This window comes from Streptomyces sp. CNB091 (assembly GCF_000377965.1).
The window spans coordinates 246,376-264,182 of record NZ_KB898995.1 but is presented as its reverse complement, the minus strand read 5'-3'; the positions used below and the strand labels follow the sequence as shown (position 1 = coordinate 264,182).

Here is a 17,807-nt window from a genome sequence, read left to right as displayed (position 1 = left end):
AACTCATGACAGACGCACTCAAGCGCCTCTCCGACGAGGGCGTGGCGATCTGGCTCGACGACCTGTCGCGCAAGCGGATCACATCCGGCAACCTGGCCGAGCTGATCGACCAGAGCCATGTCGTCGGCGTCACCACCAACCCGTCGATCTTCCAGAAGGCGATCTCCTCGGGCGACGGTTACGAGCAGCAGCTCACCGACCTCGCCGCCCGCAAGGTCACCGTCGAGGAAGCCCTCCGCATGATCACGACGGCGGACGTCCGCGACGCCGCCGACATCCTGCGCCCGGTCTTCGACGCCACCGGCGGCCAGGACGGCCGGGTCTCCATCGAGGTCGACCCGCGCCTGGCGCACCACACCACGGCCACCGTCGCCGAGGCCAAGCAGCTGGCGTGGCTGGTCGACCGGCCGAACACGCTCATCAAGATCCCGGCGACCAAGGCGGGCCTGCCGGCGATCACCGAGACGATCGGCCGGGGCATCAGCGTCAACGTGACGCTGATCTTCTCGCTGGAGCGCTACCGCGCGGTCATGGACGCCTACCTGGCGGGCCTGGAGAAGGCGAAGGCCGCGGGCCTGGACCTCTCCAAGATCCACTCGGTGGCCTCGTTCTTCGTGTCGCGGGTGGACACCGAGATCGACAAGCGGCTGGACGCCATCGGCTCGGACGAGGCGAAGGCGGCCAAGGGCAAGTCCGCCCTGGCCAACGCCCGTCTGGCCTACGAGGCGTACGAGGAGGTCTTCTCCTCCGACCGCTGGGCCCCCCTGGACAAGGCGCAGGCCAACAAGCAGCGTCCGCTGTGGGCCTCGACCGGCGTCAAGGACCCGTCGCTGAAGGACACGCTGTACGTCGACGACCTGGTGGCGCCGAACACGGTGAACACCATGCCGGAGGCGACGCTGGAGGCGGTGGCCGACCACGGCGAGATCACCGGCAACACCGTCGCCGGCGGCTACGACCGGGCGCGCGCCGACCTCGACGCGATCAAGAAGCTCGGCGTCTCGTACGACGAGGTCGTACAGGTGCTGGAGGACGAGGGCGTCGAGAAGTTCGAGGCGTCCTGGAACGACCTGCTCAAGTCGACCGAGGCGGAGCTTTCGCGCCTCGCCCCCTCGGAGGGCTGACCACTTTGTCTGCTGTTCCCGGAGCCAACCCGCTCCGTGACGCACAGGACCGACGGCTCCCGCGTATCGCGGGGCCGTCGGGCCTGGTCATCTTTGGCGTCACGGGCGATTTGTCCCGTAAAAAGCTGATGCCCGCCGTCTACGACCTGGCCAATCGCGGCCTGCTGCCGCCGGGCTTCTCGCTCATCGGTTTCGCGCGCCGCGACTGGGAGGACGAGGACTTCGCCCAGGTCGTCCACGACGCCGTCAAGGAGCACGCCCGTACGCCGTTCCGCGAGGAGGTCTGGCAGCAGCTCATCCAGGGGATGCGTTTCGTCCAGGGCAACTTCGACGACGACGAGGCGTTCGAGACGCTGAAGTCGACCATTCAGGAGCTCGACAAGGCGCAGGGGACGGGCGGCAACTTCGCCTTCTACCTCTCCGTGCCGCCGAAGTTCTTCCCCAAGGTCGTCCAGCAGCTGAAGAAGCACGGCCTGGCCGACCAGAGCGAGGGCTCCTGGCGGCGCGCCGTCATCGAGAAGCCGTTCGGCCACGACCTGGCCAGCGCGCAGGAGCTCAACCAGCTCGTGCACGACGTCTTCCCGCCCAACGAGGTCTTCCGGATCGACCACTATCTGGGCAAGGAGACGGTCCAGAACATCCTGGCGCTGCGGTTCGCCAACACGATGTGGGAGCCGATCTGGAACCGGTCCTACGTCGACCACGTACAGATCACGATGGCCGAGGACATCGGCATCGGCGGCCGGGCGGGCTACTACGACGGCATCGGCGCCGCCCGTGACGTCATCCAGAACCACCTGCTCCAGCTGCTGGCGCTGACCGCGATGGAGGAGCCCGGCTCCTTCCACCCGAAGGCCCTGGTCGCCGAGAAGCTCAAGGTGCTCACCGCCGTCGAGCTGCCCGACGACCTCGGCAAGCACACCGTGCGCGCCCAGTACGAGCACGCGTGGCAGGGCGGCCAGGAGGTCCTCGGCTACTGCGAGGAGGAGGGCATCGACCCCAAGTCGACGACCGACACCTACGCGGCGATCAAGCTGACGATCAACAACCGCCGCTGGGCGGGCGTGCCGTTCTACCTCCGCACCGGAAAGCGGCTCGGCCGCCGGGTCACGGAGATCGCGGTCGTCTTCAAGCGCGCGCCCTACCTGCCCTTCGAGTCCGGCGCCACGGAGGAGCTGGGCGGCAACGCCCTGGTCATCCGGGTCCAGCCGGACGAGGGCGTCACCGTGCGCTTCGGCTCCAAGGTGCCCGGCACCTCGATGGAGGTCCGGGACGTCACGATGGACTTCGCGTACGGCGAGTCGTTCACGGAGTCCAGCCCGGAGGCGTACGAGCGGCTCCTCCTGGACGTCCTGCTCGGCGACGCGAACCTCTTCCCGCGCCACCAGGAGGTCGAGCTGTCCTGGAACATCCTCGATCCGATCGAGGAGTACTGGGACAAGCACGGCAAGCCCGCGAAGTACGCGGCCGGCACCTGGGGCCCGGCCGAGGCGGACGAGATGCTCGCACGCGACGGACGGAGCTGGAGGCGGCCATGAAGATCGATCTCACGGAAACCACGTCCAGCAAGATCAACCAGGAGCTGGTGTCGGCCCGCCGGGCCATCGGCACCCCGGCCATCGGCATGGTGCTCACGCTGGTCATCGTCACCGACGAGGAGAACGCGTACGACGCGCTCAAGTCGGCCGGCGACGCCTCCCGCGAGCACCCCTCGCGGATCATCGCGGTGATCAAGCGGGTCAGCCGCTCGCCGCGGGCCCGCCGGGACGCCCGGCTCGACGCCGAGATCCGGGTCGGCTCCGACGCGGGCACCGGCGAGACCGTCGTCCTGCGCCTGCACGGCGAACTGGCCAACCACGCCCAGTCGGTGGTCCTTCCGCTGCTGCTGCCGGACGCCCCGGTCGTGGTGTGGTGGCCCGAGGGCGCGCCCTCCGACCCGGCGAAGGACCCGCTCGGGGCTCTCGCGCAGCGCCGGATCACCGATACCTACTCGGCCGAGCGCCCCATCGAGGCACTGGCGGTACGGGCGGCGACGTACAACCCGGGCGACACCGACCTGGCGTGGACGCGGATCACTCCCTGGCGCTCCATGCTGGCCGCGTCGCTGGACCAGCAGCCCGCCGAGGTGATCGGCGCGACCGTCGAGGGCGAGAGCGACAACCCGAGCTGCGAGCTGCTCGCCATGTGGCTCGCGGACCGGCTCGGCGTCCCGGTGGAGCGCATGGTCTCCGAGGGCCCCGGCCTCACGGCGGTCCGGATGGAGACGAAGACCGGCGTCATCGTCCTCGACCGCGCCGACGGCACGCTGGCCACGCTCTCCATGCACAACCAGCCGGACCGCGGGGTGGCGCTCAAGCGGCGCGACACCGCCGAGCTGCTGGCCGAGGAGCTGCGGCGGCTCGACCCGGACAACACCTACGCCTCCGCGGTGAAGTTCGGCGTCGACCGGCTGCACGCGGGCGGCGAGGTCAAGGCCGCGCCGGTCGGGAGCGCCGAGGAGAAGGCGGACAAGGCCACCGAGGCCAAGGCCCCCGCCGCGAAGAAGGCCCCGGCCAAGAAGGCGGCGTCGAAGTGACGCCTCCCCAACTGGTCGTGCACCGCGACAAGGAGCTGATGGCGCAGGCCGCGGCGGCCCGGCTGATCACGAAGATCGTGGACGCCCAGGCCTCCCGGGGCCACGCCTCGGTGGTGCTGACCGGCGGGCGCAACGGCAACGGCCTGCTGGCCGCGCTCGCCGCCGCGCCCGCCCGGGACGCGATCGACTGGGCGCGCCTGGACCTGTGGTGGGGCGACGAGCGGTTCCTGCCCGAGGGCGACCCGGAGCGCAATGTCACCCAGGCCCGCGAGGCGCTGCTCGACGCGGTGCCACTGGACCCGGCCCGGGTGCACGCGATGCCCGCGTCCGACGGCCCGTACGGCGACGACGCGGACGCGGCGGCAGCCGGTTACGCCGCCGAACTGGCCGCCGCCTCGGGTCCCGAGGACCAGGGGGCGGTGCCCACGTTCGACGTGCTGATGCTGGGCGTGGGCCCGGACACGCATGTGGCCTCGCTCTTCCCCGAGCTGCCCGCGGTACGGGAGACCGAGCGCACCGTCGTCGGTGTGCGCGGGGCCCCCAAGCCGCCTCCGGTCCGCGTCTCGCTCACGCTGCCGGCGATCCGCGCGGCGCGCGAGGTGTGGCTGCTGGCGGCGGGCGAGGACAAGGCCGAGGCGGCGGCCATCGCGCTGTCCGGGGCCGGGGAGATCCAGGCCCCGGCGGCCGGGGCGTACGGGCGCGGTCGCACGCTGTGGCTGCTGGACGCCGCGGCGGCCTCGCGGCTGCCGCGCGCGCTGTATCCGCAGGCCTCCGCCTGAGCGTTGTACGCCCCGAAGGCCCGGACCGCTTCTACCGAGCGGTCCGGGCCTTCGACTGGAAAACACGCCGATCGAGGAGCGGCGCAGATCCTCACCCACGCAGGGGGACTCCCGTGCCGTCCGTCACGGTCCGCTGTTCCCGGCGCGCTCCAGGAACGGCTCCAGCAGCCCCGGGACCGCCTCGGCGGCGAAGCCCAGGCCCTCGACCGCGTCTGCGTCGTACACCGTGTAGGCACCCCCGCCGGCGGCGGTGGTGGCCGTGATGCTCACCAGCCCGGCCCGCCGCTGGAAGACCGACTGCTTGACCGTCCAGCCGATCACCCCGGCTCGCTCCAGAGCGGCGGTGGAGCGGCGGACCGTGCCGGAGCGGGTGACCAGGTAGCGCCCGGAGAGCCCGTGCCCGAGGCCCCGGTAGGCGTCCAGGGCGAGCGCCACCGCCACGGGTGCGAGAACCACCGTGCAGCCGAGCGCGATCCACAGCAGCACGGGCGTGAGCAGCGCCCCGAGGACGGTCAGGATCAGGACCGGGCCGAGGACCGCGGCGAGCGACCAGCGCAGTCGGCGGCCCCGGGCGGCGCGCGGGTGCGGGGTGAGCGCCGCGCCGGTCGGGGTGACCGCCTCGCGCAGCACGTCGGCGGCGACGGTGTCGGCCCGGGTCCGTGGCACGGTCGGGAGCAGGGTGCCGTGGTCGGCGTTCTTGGCCTCGTTGTCCTTGGCCAGGCCGGTGGTGATGGCGTCCAGCCGGGCCGCGCCGAGCAGCCGTACGCCCAGCGGCTCGACCAGGTCGACCCCGCGCAGCCGGGCCTCCTCGACGGAGATGGACCGGGAGGTGAACAGCCCGCGCCTCACCCGCAGCGTGCCGCCCGGCTCGCGCTCCAGCCGGTAGTTCCACCACATCTCGATCCAGAGGCCGAGCGCCCCGACGACGCCGGCGACCAGGGCGGCGAGGACCAGGAGGACGATCATCCAGAGCAGCGGGGTATAGCGGAAGAGGTCCCCGACCCACTCGATGACGTCGCCCTGGGCTCCGACCCAGTCGCTGACCTGCATGACGGCCCCGGCGGCCGCCCCACCGAGCATGGGGGCCACGAAGGAGACCGGTGCGTAGCGGATCCAGCGGGGGTCCAGGACGGCCAGTTCCCCTTCGCGGTGGACGCCGCCGGACGGTGCGGTGGCGGCGCGCTCCAGGAGGAGGCGGCGCAGCCGTTCGCCCTCGGCGCGGGTGACCGGGTCCAGTTCGAGGGTGGATTCGGAGCCCTGTTCGCCGGTGCCGATCCTGACGGTGACCAGGCCGAGGAGGCGGAGCAGCAGGTTGGCGGTGAGGTCGACCGTGCGGACGCGGCCGCGGGCCAGGGAGCGGCGCTTGACGATCAGGAGGCCGGTGTGGAGGTCGACGTGCTCCTCACCGATGCGGTAGCGCGTGCGGTGCCAGCGGACCCGGTCGGCGCCCGCCGCGGCCCCGATGATCAGGACCGCGCCGGCGAGCACCTGGAGCACGGCGGCCGAGAGGCTGAACCACCGGGTGAGCCCGAGCGTGACGGGGATGGCGGCGCCCGCGACGACCCCCGCCACGACGAGGGCGGTGACCAGGACCGTACGGGGGTCGAGGCGGCGCCAGTCGGCGGGCGGGGCGGCGGTGCTCATGTGGCGTCGCCGGGGGTGTCGCGGGTGATGCGGGTGAGCTGCCGGGCGAGGTCGGCGGCGACCTCGTGGTCCAGGCCCGCGATCCGTACCGCGCCCTTGGCGGAGGCGGTGGTGACGGTGACGGTGGCGATCCGGAAGAGCTGCTCCAGTGGGCCCCGTACGGTGTCGACGGTCTGGATGCGGGACATCGGGGCGATCCGCCACTCCTGCCAGAAGAACCCGGTGCGGACGTACACCGCGTCCTCGGTGATCTCCCAGCGGTGCGTACGGAACCACCACAGGGGGAAGAGGACGGCGGCCGCCGTGCCCGCCGCGGCCAGAACCGCGGCGGGCAGCAGCAGCCAGAAGCGGGCCGGCTCGATCAGCGCGCCCAGGACCGCGAGCGGCAGGACGGGCACCGCCGTCAGCAGCAGCCACTGGGCCCGCCACCAGCCGACGGCACGCTCGTCCAGCGTGTTGCGCGGCGGCCGCAGCACTACCGCCGTTCCTTCCCCCGGTGGCATCGGGTCAGCGCCCGCGCAGCGTGCGGTAGGCGTCGACCAGGGCGGCGGTGGAGCTGTCCAGCTCCCCGGAGTCCGCTCCCCCGTCACCGGTGAGCAGCGGTTCGATCTTCTTGGCGAGGACCTTGCCGAGCTCGACGCCCCACTGGTCGAAGGAGTCGATGTTCCAGATGGCGCCCTGGACGAAGACCTTGTGCTCGTACAGCGCGATGAGCTGGCCGAGGACCGAGGGGGTCAGCTTGTCGGCGAGGATCGTCGTCGTGGGGTGGTTGCCCCGGAACGTCTTGTGCGGGACCAGCTCCTCGGGCACCCCTTCCGCCCGGACCTCTTCCGTTGTCTTGCCGAAGGCGAGGGCCTGGGTCTGGGCGAAGAAGTTGGCCATCAGCAGATCGTGCTGGGCGATGAGGCCGGGCAGCAGGTCGTGGACCGGGGCGGCGAAGCCGATGAAGTCCGCCGGGATCAGCTTGGTGCCCTGGTGGATCAACTGGTAGTACGCGTGCTGCCCGTTGGTGCCGGGCGTGCCCCAGACGACCGGTCCGGTCTGCCAGTCCACGGGGTTGCCGTCGCGGTCGACGGACTTGCCGTTGGACTCCATGTCGAGCTGCTGGAGGTATGCGGTGAACTTGGACAGGTAGTGGCTGTACGGCAGCACCGCGTGCGACTGGGCGTCGAAGAAGTTGCCGTACCAGACGCCGAGGAGGCCGAGGAGGAGCGGGGCGTTCTCCTCCGCGGGGGCGGTGCGGAAGTGCTCGTCGACGAGGTGGAAGCCGTCGAGCATCTCGCGGAAGCGGTCCGGTCCGATGGCGACCATCAGCGAGAGGCCGATCGCCGAGTCGTAGCTGTAGCGGCCGCCGACCCAGTCCCAGAACTCGAACATGTTGGCCGTGTCGATGCCGAACTCCTCGACCTTCTCGGCATTGGTCGACAGGGCCACGAAGTGCTGGGCGACGGCGTCCTGACCGGCCTTCAGCTCGGTCAGCAGCCAGTCCCGGGCGGAGGTGGCGTTGGTGATGGTCTCGATCGTCGTGAACGTCTTCGAGGCGATGACGAACAACGTCTCGGCCGGGTCGAGGTCGCGGACGGCCTCGTGCAGATCGGCGCCGTCGACGTTGGAGACGAAGCGGAGGGTGAGCGCGCGGTCCGTGAAGGAGCGCAGCACCTCGTACGCCATGGCGGGGCCGAGGTCGGAGCCGCCGATCCCGATGTTGACGATGTTCTTGACGGGCTTGCCGGTGTGACCGGTCCACTGCCCCGACCGGACCTTCTCGGCGAAGCCGGCCATCTTGTCCAGGACGGCGTGCACGGCGGGTACGACATTCTCCCCGTCGACCTCGATCACCGCGTCGCGGGGGGCGCGGAGCGCGGTGTGCAGGACCGCCCGGTCCTCGGTGGTGTTGATCTTCTCGCCGCGGAACATCGCGTCCCGCAGCTCCGCGACCCCGGTGGCGGCGGCGAGTTCGCGCAGCAGGCGCAGTGTCCCGTCGGCGACCAGGTGCTTGGAGTAGTCGAGGTGGAGGTCGCCGACCCGGAGGGTGTAGGCGGTGCCGCGGTCCGGCTGCCGCGCGAACAGCTCGCGCAGCTGGGGTGCGCCGAGCTCCTCACGGTGCTTCGCGAGAGCCGTCCACTCGGGCGTCTGGTTGAGCTTGGTTCGGCTTGCTGCGTTCATCCCGGATATCAGCCCACTTCTTCTCGTCACTCAGCATCCCCGCTGCCCCTCCAACCTAATTGATCGAGGAGGGCTGCGGCGTGGAGGAGGGCGGTGGCGCGGGAACGCGCTACGGCCGGACACCCGTGGGTGTCCGGCCGGTGAACGACTGGGGTTCCGTGGAGCCGCGTCGGAGGGAGCCTCAGATCTCGCCGCGGAGCTTGGCCAGCGCCTCGGCGAGGATCGCCTCGCCGTCCTCGTCGCTCCGCCGCTCGCGTACGTACGCCAGATGCGTCTTGTACGGCTCGGTGCGGGGCGGGTCGGGCGGGCTGTCCTTGTCCTGGCCGGCCGGGAAGCCGCAGCGCGGGCAGTCCCAGGTGTCCGGCACCTGTGCGTCATGGGCGAAGCTCGGCTGCGTCTCGTGCCCGTTCGAGCACCAGAAGGAGATGCGGGCGCGCGGCGCGGACTCGCCCCGCTCGGCCTCCCCCATCGGCCCCGCTCCGACCCGGCTTCCCCGGATCGCGTTGCCACTTGCCACGGTCGTAACTCCCTGCGTGAGTCGAGCGATGCCCCAGTCTACGTAAGGCCCAACGCGCGTCCAGTGGAAGGAGTCACACCGTCACCGGTATGCGCGGACGACGGGTCAGCTGTCCAGCTTGACGAGCAGACCGAGTACCACGACGCACGCGAACCAGGCCAGACCGACCACGACGGTGATCCGGTCGAGGTTGCGCTCGGCGACCGAGGAGCCGCCGACGGAGGACTGCATTCCGCCACCGAACATGTCGGAGAGGCCGCCGCCCTTGCCCTTGTGCATGAGCACCAGCAGCATCAGCAGCAGGCTGAAGACGATCAGAGCGATCTGGAACGCCAAAACCACGGCTGGTCCCTACTTTCCGGAATTCTTGACTACTGCGTGTACGTGCACCGGGGGCCGAAGGGTGTTGGCCCCTCCGGCCCCCGCAAGGGTACGACGGATCCGCGCTACCGCATACTCACTGGTCGCTGAAGCGGACGATCTTGACGAACTCGTCGGCGTCCAGCGCGGCGCCGCCGATGAGGGCGCCGTCCACGTCGGGCTGCGCCATGATGGCCGCGACGTTGCCGGACTTCACCGAGCCGCCGTACTGGATGCGGACGGCGTCGGCCAGCTCCTGGGAGTACAGCTCGGCCAGCCGGCCACGGATCGCGCCGCAGACCTCCTGGGCGTCCTCGGGGGTGGCGACCTCGCCGGTGCCGATGGCCCAGACCGGCTCGTAGGCGATCACGATGGTCCCGGCCTGCTCGGCGGGGATGTCCTTCAGGGCGCCGTCGAGCTGCGCGAGCGTGTAGGAGACCTGGTCACCGGCCTTGCGGATGTCCAGGCCCTCGCCGACGCAGAGGATCGGGGTCAGACCGTGCTTGTAGGCGGCCTTCACCTTGGCGTTGCAGATCTCGTCACTCTCGCCGTGGTACTGGCGGCGCTCGCTGTGGCCGACGGCCACGTACGTGCAGCGCAGTTTGGCGAGCATGGGGCCCGAGATCTCACCGGTGTACGCGCCGGAGTCGTGCGCCGAGATGTCCTGGGCGCCGTACTTGATCTTCAGCTTGTCGCCGTCCACCAGGGTCTGCACCGAGCGCAGGTCGGTGAAGGGGGGCAGGACGGCGACCTCGACGGCCTCGTAGTCCTTGTCGGCCAGGGCGAAGGAGAGCTTCTGGACGTGGGCGATGGCCTCAAGGTGGTTGAGGTTCATCTTCCAGTTGCCCGCCATCAGCGGGGTGCGGGTGGTCATGAAAGGTCAGTCCTCCAGTGCGGCGAGGCCGGGAAGCGTCTTGCCCTCGAGGTATTCGAGACTCGCGCCGCCACCGGTCGAAATATGTCCGAAAGCATTCTCGTCGAAGCCCAGGATGCGAACGGCCGCGGCGGAGTCGCCACCGCCGACGACGCTGAAGGCCGACGAGTCGACGAGCGCCTGGGCGACCGCGCGGGTGCCGTCGGCGAAGTCGGGGTGTTCGAAGACGCCCATCGGGCCGTTCCAGAAGACGGTGGCCGCGTCGGCGAGCTTCGATGCGTAGAGCTTGTTGGTCTCCGGTCCGTTGTCCAGCCCCATCTGGCCGGCCGGCATGGCGTCGGCGGCGACGGTGGTGGGGTGGGCCGGGGCCTTGGTCTTCAGGTCCGGGAAGGACGGGGCGACCACGACGTCGACGGGGAGGACGAACTCCACGCCCTTCTCCTCGGCCCGCCGCAGGTACTCCTGGACGGCCGGGATCTGGTCCTCCTGGAGCAGCGAGCTGCCGACCTCGTGGCCCTGGGCCTTGAGGAAGGTGTACGCCATGCCGCCGCCGATGAGGATGCGGTCGGCCCGCTCCAGCAGGTGGTCGATCACGCCGAGCTTGTCGGAGACCTTGGCGCCGCCTAGGACGACCGCGTACGGCCGCTTGACGTCGGTGGTGAGCTTCTTCAGGACGCCGACCTCGGTGGCGATGAGGTAGCCCGCGTAGTGCGGGAGCCGGGCCGGGAGGTCGAAGACCGAGGCGTGCTTGCGGTGCACGGCGCCGAAGCCGTCGCCCACGTAGAGGTCCGCGAGCTCGGCCAGCTGATCGGCGAAGGCGCCGCGCTCGGCGTCGTCCTTGGCCGTCTCGCCGGCGTTGAAGCGGAGGTTCTCGACGACCGCGACCTGGCCGTCGGCGAGGCCGGCGACCGCGGCGCGGGCCGACTCGCCGACCGTGTCGGTGGCGAAGGCGACCTCGGCTCCGAGGAGTTCGCCCAGGCGTGTGGCGGCGGGCGCCAGCGAGAAGGCGGAGTCCGGGGCGCCCTTGGGGCGACCGAGGTGCGAGGCGACGACGACGCGCGCGCCGGCCTCGGCGAGCTTGGCGATCGTCGGGACGACGGCGCGGATACGGCCGTCGTCGGTGATCGTGGTGCCGTCCAGCGGCACGTTGAGGTCGGCACGGACGAATACCCGCTTGCCCGCGACCCCTTCGGCGAGAAGTTCGTCGATCGTCTTCATCTGTTCCGTTTACTCCTTGGAAGGACCGATGAGCATGCTAAGGGGCTCGACCCGCGCTTCTTTGCGCCGGTCGAGCCCCTTCGCTCACATCGATGTGCCTGCCGACCCGAGGATCAGAGCTGCTCGCCGACGAAGACCGTGAGGTCGACGAGGCGGTTGGAGTAGCCCCACTCGTTGTCGTACCAGCCGAGGATCTTCACCGTGCTGCCCTCCTGGACCATGGTCAGGGAGGAGTCGAAGGTGCAGGACGACGGGTCGCCGACGATGTCCGAGGAGACGATCGGGTCCTCGGTGTACGTCAGGAAGCCCTTGAGGGCGCCGTCGTCGGAGGCCTTCTTGAACGCGGCGTTGACCTCGTCCTTGGTGACCTCGCGCTGGAGGGTGACGACCAGGTCGGTGGCGGAGCCGGTCGGGACCGGGACGCGCATCGCGATGCCGTCGAGCTTGCCCTTGAGCTGCGGGAGGACCAGGGCGGTCGCCTTGGCGGCGCCGGTGGTGGTGGGGATGATGTTCTCGGCGGCGGCGCGGGCGCGACGCAGGTCCGAGTGCGGGAAGTCCAGGATCCGCTGGTCGTTGGTGTACGCGTGGACCGTCGTCATCAGGCCCTTGACGATGCCGAAGTTCTCGTCGAGAACCTTGGCCATCGGCGCCACACAGTTGGTGGTGCAGGAGGCGTTGGAGATGACGTGGTGGTTGGCCGCGTCGTACTGGTCCTGGTTGACGCCCATCACGATGGTGATGTCCTCGTCCTTGGCCGGAGCCGAGATGAGGACCTTCTTGGCGCCGCCCGCGATGTGCTTCTCGGCGTCGGCCTTCTTGGTGAAGATGCCGGTCGACTCGATGACGATGTCGACACCCAGCTCACCCCAGGGGATGTCGGCCGGGTTGCGCTCGGAGAGCACCTTGATGGTGTGACCATCGACGGTGATGGTGTCGGCGGTGTGGCTGACCTCTGCCTTGAGACGACCCAGAATGGTGTCGTACTTCAGCAGGTGAGCCGTGGTCGCAGTGTCACCCAGGTCGTTGACAGCCACGATCTCGATGTCCGCACCCTGCTCCAGCAGAGCGCGGAAGTAGTTGCGGCCGATGCGGCCGAAGCCGTTGATGCCTACGCGGATCGTCACGAACCGATCTCCTCGTTAGGTACGCCGGTTTTCGACGCCGGCGAGTTGTATAGGGATGTCCCCGACCGCTTCCGACCCTACCTCTCCGAGGGCCCGGGGGTGACATCGAGAGGGCCTCCGCACGCCACCGGATACGACCGGAGATCCGTACTCGCCAGTAGGAGTACGGACCTCCGTTTCGCCCGCCGGGGCCAACGCCCCCTGCCCGTCGCCCAGTCAGCCGACCAGGCCGTCGGCGAGCTCCTCGCTGAGGGTCGACTCGGTCCCCGGGATGCCCAGATCCTGGGCCCGCTTGTCGGCCATCGCCAGCAGCCGGCGGATCCGGCCGGCGACCGCGTCCTTGGTCAGCGGCGGGTCGGCGAGCGCGCCCAGCTCCTCCAGGGAGGCCTGCTTGTGCTCCATGCGGAGCCGTCCCGCGGCGGCCAGGTGCTCGGGGACCTCCTCGCCGAGGATCTCCAGCGCGCGCCCCACCCGGGCTCCGGCGGCGACCGCGGCGCGGGCCGAGCGGCGCAGGTTCGCGTCGTCGAAGTTGGCGAGCCGGTTGGCCGTGGCGCGGACCTCGCGCCGCATCCGGCGCTCCTCCCAGGCGAGCACCGCGTCGTGCGCGCCGAGCCGGGTCAGCAGGGCGCCGATCGCGTCGCCGTCGCGGACGACCACGCGGTCCACGCCGCGCACCTCGCGGGCCTTGGCCGCGATGGAGAGCCGGCGCGCCGCCCCGACCAGGGCGAGGGCCGCCTCCGGCCCCGGGCAGGTGACCTCCAGCGAGGAGGAGCGGCCGGGCTCGGTGAGCGAGCCGTGGGCGAGGAAGGCTCCGCGCCAGGCCGCCTCGGCGTCGCAGGTGGCCCCCGAGACCACCTGCGGGGGCAGCCCGCGGATCGGACGGCCGCGGCCGTCCACCAGACCGGTCTGGCGGGCCAGCTGGTCGCCGCCCGCCACCACCCGTACGACGAAGCGCGAGCCGCGGCGCAGTCCCCCGGGTGCCATCACGATCAGCTCCGAGCTGTGCCCGAAGATCTCCAGGATGTCGCGCTTGAGGCGGCGGGCGGCGTTGCCGGTGTCCAGCTCCGCCTCGATCACAATCCGCCCGCTCACCAGGTGCAGGCCGCCCGCGAACCGAAGAATCGCCGAGACCTCTGCTTTCCTGCAGCAGGTCCGGGTGACGGGAAGATGAGAGATTTCGTTCTTCACCGCTGGCGTCATCGCCATGGGCCGATCCTTCCATGCATCCGAAAAATACGGTCGTACGCGGCGGCCAACAGCTCCTGATCATGGACCGGAACGCCGTCGGGCGATGCCACCGGCGCCAGCTCGACCGCGGCTCCGAGCCGTAGTGCGGCATCGGCGAGTGACTCACGGTCGGGCACGGCGGCCTCATCGGCCAGCACCACGTCCAAGGCGAGTTTAGGGGCGTGTCGCCCCAAAACCTCCAAATGACGCTGCGGTGAGAAGCCTTCTGTTTCACCGGGCTGGGGCGCGAGGTTCAGCGAGAGGACCTTGCGGGCCTTCGTGGTGACCAGCGCGTCGAGCAGTTCCGGCACGAGCAGGTGCGGGATCACGGAGGAGAACCAGGAGCCGGGACCGAGCACCACCCAGTCGGCGTCCAGGACCGCCTCCACGGCTTCCGGGACGGCCGGCGGGTCGGGCGGCACCACGTGCACGGACTGCACCTCGCCGGGGGTGAGCGCCACCGTGGCCTGGCCGCGCACGGTGACGATCGCGTCGGGCAGGTCGGGGTCGTGGCCCTTGACCAGCGCCTGGAGCTCCAGCGGGACGGCCGACATCGGCAGCACCCGCCCGTGCGCGCCGAGCAGCTTGCCGACCAGGTCGAGTGCCTGTACGTGGTCGCCGAGCTGCTCCCAGAGGGCCACGATCAGCAGATTGCCGACCGCGTGCTCGTGGAGGTCGCCCTTGGACTCGAAGCGGTGCTGGATGACCTGGGACCAGGTGCGGCCCCAGTCGTCGTCGCCGCACAGCGCGGCGAGCGCCTTGCGGAGGTCGCCGGGGGGCAGCACGCCCAGCTCCTCGCGCAGCCGGCCGCTGGAGCCGCCGTCGTCGGCGACGGTGACCACGGCCGTGAGATCGCCGGTGATCCGGCGCAGCGCCGCCAGGGACGCCGAGAGACCCATGCCGCCGCCGAGCGCGACGACCTTGGGCTGAGCACCGCGTTTGCGGCCGGAGAGCGCCGAGGTGGCGCGGCTCAGGCGTCGCATCCGCAGATTGCGTCCGGTCACTCTCGCCCCATGTCGCGGTGGACGAGGACGGTCTCGACGCCTTCGGCGGCGAGGCGGGCCGAGAGCTTCTCCGACATGGCGACGGAGCGGTGCTTGCCGCCGGTGCAGCCGACGGCGATGGTCACGTACCGCTTGCCCTCGCGGCGGTAGCCGGCGGCGATCAGCTGGAGCAGCTCGGTGTACTGGTTGAGGAACTCCTTGGCGCCCGGCTGGTCGAAGACGTAGTCGGACACCTCCTCGTTGACGCCGGTGAAGGGGCGCAGCTCGGGGACCCAGTGCGGGTTGGGCAGGAAGCGGCAGTCGACGACCAGGTCGGCGTCGACGGGCAGGCCGTACTTGTAGCCGAAGGACATCACCGTGGCGCGCAGCTCCGGCTCCGACTCGCCCGCGAACTGGGCGTCCATCTTGGCCCGCAGCTCGTGCACGTTGAGGCTGGAGGTGTCGATGACCAGGTCGGCGTCGCCGCGCAGCTCGCGCAGCAGGTCACGCTCGGCCGCGATGCCGTCGACGATGCGGCCGTCGCCCTGGAGGGGGTGCGGGCGGCGGACGGACTCGAAGCGGCGCACGAGGGCGTCGTCGGAGGACTCCAAGAAGACGATCCGCCGGGTGACGTGCTTGGCCTCCAGGTCCGCGAGCGATTCGCGGAGGTTGTCGAAGAAGCGCCGGCCGCGTACGTCGACGACGACGGCGATCCGGGCCACGTTGCCCTGCGAGCGGGCGCCGAGCTCCACCATGGTGGGGATCAGCGCGGGCGGCAGGTTGTCGACGACGAACCAGCCGAGGTCCTCCAGACACTTGGCGGCGGTGCTGCGGCCGGCACCCGACATCCCGGAGATGATCACCAGCTCGGGGATGGCCGCCTCACCCGTCTCGTTCGGGGTGTTCGTACTCACGTCTGCTGCTCCGTCTGCTCGGTCGGCGGCGATGTCGGTGTCGGTGTCCGTGGCGTTCTGTGTGGTCTCGTGGCTGTTCTCGGTCATGAGCTGCCCCCGTCGTCCTCTTCGATGATCTCTCCTGTGGCCGTGTTCACGGCAGGTGCCGCGGGAGTGGTCGAGGCGAGGGCGGCGGCCACCGATTCCGCCGTCCTTCGCCCTATCCCGGGAACCTCGCAGATTTCGTCGATTGTCGCTTGCCTGAGCTTCTTCACCGAGCCGAAATGCTTGATGAGGGCCTGCTTGCGGGTCTCACCGAGGCCGGTCACGTCGTCGAGGGGGCTGCTGCGGATGCGTTTGGCGCGTTTGGCGCGCTGGTAGGTGATGGCGAAGCGGTGGGCCTCGTCCCGGATGCGCTGGAGGAGGTAGAGGCCTTCGCTGGAGCGGGGCAGGACGACGGGGTCGTCGTCGTCGGGGAGCCAGACCTCTTCCAGGCGCTTGGCGAGGCCGCAGACCGCGATGTCGTCGATGCCCAGCTCGTCCAGGGCACGCTTGGCGGCGGCCACCTGGGGCTGCCCGCCGTCGACGACGACGAGCTGCGGCGGGTAGGCGAACCGCTTGGGTCGGCCGTCGTCCTCCCGGGGCTCGGGCTCGTCGTCCGGGGAGGCGGCGGTGAGGTCCGGGGCGGGGACGGGGCCGGTGGCGGCGGGGACCGGAGCGGGGCCGGCGCCGGGGGCGGAGGCCCCGGGAACGGGGACGGTGGCGCCGGGGGCGGGGACGGTGGCGCCGGGGGCGGGGACGGTGGTGCCGGGGCCAGCGCCGGGGGCCCCGGGAACGGGGCCGGTGGTGCCGGGGGCGGCCTCCGGCGCCTCCACCCACTCCCCCGTGCGTTCCTTGTCCTGGAGGTAGCGCTTGAAGCGCCGGCCGATCACCTCGTGCATCGAGCGGACGTCGTCCTGGCCCTCGAAACCCTTGATCTGGAAGCGGCGGTACTCGCTCTTGCGGGCGAGGCCGTCCTCGAAGACGACCATGGAGGCCACCACGTCGTCGCCCTGGAGATGGGAGATGTCGTAGCACTCGATGCGCAGCGGCGCGGTGTCCAGGCCCAGCGCCTCGGCGATCTCCTCCAGGGCGCGGGAGCGGGTGGTCAGGTCGGAGGCGCGCTTGGTCTTGTGCAGCCCGAGCGCCTGCTGGGCGTTGCGCTGGACGGTGACCATGAGGTCCTTCTTGTCGCCGCGCTGCGGGATGCGCAGACTGACCTGGGAGCCCCGGCGCTCGGCGAGCCACTGAGAGACCGCTTCGGCGTCCTCGGGCAGGGCGGGGACCAGGACCTCCTTGGGGACGGCGTCGCCGCGCTCCTCCCCGTACAGCTGCTGGAGGGCGTGCTCGACGAGGCCGGAGGTGTCGACCGCCTCGACCTTGTCGGTGACCCAGCCGCGCTGGCCGCGCACCCGGCCGCCGCGCACGTGGAAGATCTGGAGGGCGGCCTCCAGCTCGTCCTCGGCGACGGCGATCAGGTCGGCGTCGGTGGCGTCGGCGAGGACGACGGCGCTCTTCTCCATGGCCCGCTTGAGGGCCTCTGCGTCGTCGCGGAGGCGGGCCGCCCGCTCGTACTCCATCTCCTCGGCCGCCTGCGTCATGTCCTTCTCCAGGCGCCGGATGTACGTGCCCGTGCGGCCGGCCATGAAGTCGCAGAAGTCCTCGGCGAGCTCCTGGTGTTCCTCGGGGGTGACCCGGCCGACGCAGGGGGCCGAGCACTTGCCGATGTACCCCAGCAGGCAGGGGCGGCCGGTGCGCGCGGCGTTCTTGAAGACCCCGGCGGAGCAGGTGCGGACGGGGAAGACGCGGAGCATCAGGTCGACCGTCTCGCGGATCGCCCAGGCGTGGCCGTACGGACCGAAGTAGCGCACGCCCTTCTTCTTGGCGCCGCGCATGACCTGGACGCGGGGGAACTCCTCGTTGAGCGTGACCGCGAGGTAGGGGTAGCTCTTGTCGTCCCGGTACTTGACGTTGAACCGGGGGTCGAACTCCTTGATCCAGGAATACTCCAGCTGGAGCGCCTCGACCTCGGTGGAGACGACCGTCCACTCGACGGAGGCGGCGGTGGTGACCATCGTGCGCGTACGCGGATGGAGGCCCGCCAGGTCCTGGAAGTAGTTGGCCACGCGTTGGCGCAGGTTCTTGGCCTTCCCGACGTAGATCACCCGGCGGTGCTCGTCGCGGAATTTGTAGACCCCCGGGGAGTCGGGGATCTGTCCCGGCCTGGGGCGGTAGCTGGAGGGGTCTGCCATGTCTCACACCCTACTGGCGGGCAGTGACAGCG

At 70.8% G+C, this 17,807-nt stretch carries 16 protein-coding genes; 4 read left to right on the top strand and 12 right to left on the bottom strand.

Going from position 1 to position 17,807, the window contains the following annotated elements:
• Positions 1 to 5: 5 nt before the first annotated feature.
• From tal to pgl, 4 genes are read left to right on the top strand one after another with little or no spacing between them, the layout of a single operon-like run.
• The gene (gene tal, locus D581_RS0112925) at positions 6 to 1,124 is read left to right on the top strand and encodes a transaldolase (protein ID WP_018957637.1); all 1,119 of its coding nucleotides are present in this window, start codon (positions 6 to 8) and stop codon (positions 1,122 to 1,124) included.
• 5 nt (positions 1,125 to 1,129) lie between these two features.
• Complete coding sequence (gene zwf / locus D581_RS0112920; protein ID WP_018957636.1) at positions 1,130 to 2,662, top strand: glucose-6-phosphate dehydrogenase; 1,533 nt, start codon at positions 1,130 to 1,132, stop codon at positions 2,660 to 2,662.
• Positions 2,659 to 3,699, top strand: coding sequence for a glucose-6-phosphate dehydrogenase assembly protein OpcA (gene opcA, locus D581_RS0112915; protein ID WP_018957635.1), 1,041 nt, complete (start codon positions 2,659 to 2,661; stop codon positions 3,697 to 3,699). The genes zwf and opcA overlap by 4 nt, the downstream gene beginning before the upstream one ends.
• Complete coding sequence (pgl, locus tag D581_RS0112910; RefSeq protein ID WP_018957634.1) at positions 3,696 to 4,478, top strand: 6-phosphogluconolactonase; 783 nt, start codon at positions 3,696 to 3,698, stop codon at positions 4,476 to 4,478. The genes opcA and pgl overlap by 4 nt, the downstream gene beginning before the upstream one ends.
• 123 nt (positions 4,479 to 4,601) lie before the next feature.
• On the opposite strand, the gene D581_RS0112905 is transcribed toward pgl, so the two are convergent.
• The 12 genes from D581_RS0112905 to uvrC form a co-directional block, all read right to left on the bottom strand.
• The gene (locus D581_RS0112905) at positions 4,602 to 6,122 is read right to left on the bottom strand and encodes a PH domain-containing protein (protein WP_018957633.1); all 1,521 of its coding nucleotides are present in this window, start codon (positions 6,120 to 6,122) and stop codon (positions 4,602 to 4,604) included.
• Positions 6,119 to 6,625 carry a PH domain-containing protein gene (locus D581_RS0112900; protein ID WP_026290467.1) on the bottom strand — a complete coding sequence of 169 codons (507 nt, stop codon included), beginning with the start codon at positions 6,623 to 6,625 and terminating at the stop codon, positions 6,119 to 6,121. Before D581_RS0112900 ends, D581_RS0112905 begins: the two co-directional genes overlap by 4 nt.
• A gap of 4 nt (positions 6,626 to 6,629) precedes the next feature.
• Positions 6,630 to 8,288: a glucose-6-phosphate isomerase gene (gene pgi, locus D581_RS0112895; RefSeq protein WP_018957631.1), complete on the bottom strand. Its 1,659-nt coding sequence runs from the start codon at positions 8,286 to 8,288 to the stop codon at positions 6,630 to 6,632.
• Positions 8,289 to 8,469: 181 nt separating this feature from the next.
• Positions 8,470 to 8,805 (bottom strand): RNA polymerase-binding protein RbpA, encoded by a 336-nt coding sequence (locus tag D581_RS0112890; RefSeq protein ID WP_006123681.1) that lies wholly within the window; start codon positions 8,803 to 8,805, stop codon positions 8,470 to 8,472.
• A gap of 105 nt (positions 8,806 to 8,910) precedes the next feature.
• On the bottom strand, positions 8,911 to 9,147 hold the full coding sequence (gene secG, locus D581_RS0112885) for a preprotein translocase subunit SecG (RefSeq protein WP_003969872.1): 237 nt from the start codon (positions 9,145 to 9,147) through the stop codon (positions 8,911 to 8,913).
• Between the two features lie 115 nt (positions 9,148 to 9,262).
• Positions 9,263 to 10,039 (bottom strand): triose-phosphate isomerase, encoded by a 777-nt coding sequence (tpiA, locus tag D581_RS0112880; RefSeq protein WP_018957629.1) that lies wholly within the window; start codon positions 10,037 to 10,039, stop codon positions 9,263 to 9,265.
• Positions 10,040 to 10,045: 6 nt separating this feature from the next.
• Positions 10,046 to 11,257, bottom strand: coding sequence for a phosphoglycerate kinase (locus D581_RS0112875; protein WP_018957628.1), 1,212 nt, complete (start codon positions 11,255 to 11,257; stop codon positions 10,046 to 10,048).
• Between the two features lie 113 nt (positions 11,258 to 11,370).
• Positions 11,371 to 12,381 carry a type I glyceraldehyde-3-phosphate dehydrogenase gene (gap, locus tag D581_RS0112870; protein ID WP_018957627.1) on the bottom strand — a complete coding sequence of 337 codons (1,011 nt, stop codon included), beginning with the start codon at positions 12,379 to 12,381 and terminating at the stop codon, positions 11,371 to 11,373.
• Positions 12,382 to 12,597: 216 nt separating this feature from the next.
• Positions 12,598 to 13,587 (bottom strand): DNA-binding protein WhiA, encoded by a 990-nt coding sequence (gene whiA, locus D581_RS0112865; protein WP_003969868.1) that lies wholly within the window; start codon positions 13,585 to 13,587, stop codon positions 12,598 to 12,600.
• Entirely contained in the window at positions 13,578 to 14,612 is a 1,035-nt protein-coding gene (locus D581_RS0112860; protein WP_018957626.1) for a gluconeogenesis factor YvcK family protein, read from the bottom strand. Before D581_RS0112860 ends, whiA begins: the two co-directional genes overlap by 10 nt.
• Positions 14,609 to 15,592, bottom strand: coding sequence for an RNase adapter RapZ (rapZ, locus tag D581_RS0112855; protein ID WP_018957625.1), 984 nt, complete (start codon positions 15,590 to 15,592; stop codon positions 14,609 to 14,611). The genes D581_RS0112860 and rapZ overlap by 4 nt, the downstream gene beginning before the upstream one ends.
• On the bottom strand, positions 15,589 to 17,775 hold the full coding sequence (gene uvrC / locus D581_RS0112850) for an excinuclease ABC subunit UvrC (protein ID WP_018957624.1): 2,187 nt from the start codon (positions 17,773 to 17,775) through the stop codon (positions 15,589 to 15,591). The genes rapZ and uvrC overlap by 4 nt, the downstream gene beginning before the upstream one ends.
• Positions 17,776 to 17,807 lie beyond the last annotated feature (32 nt).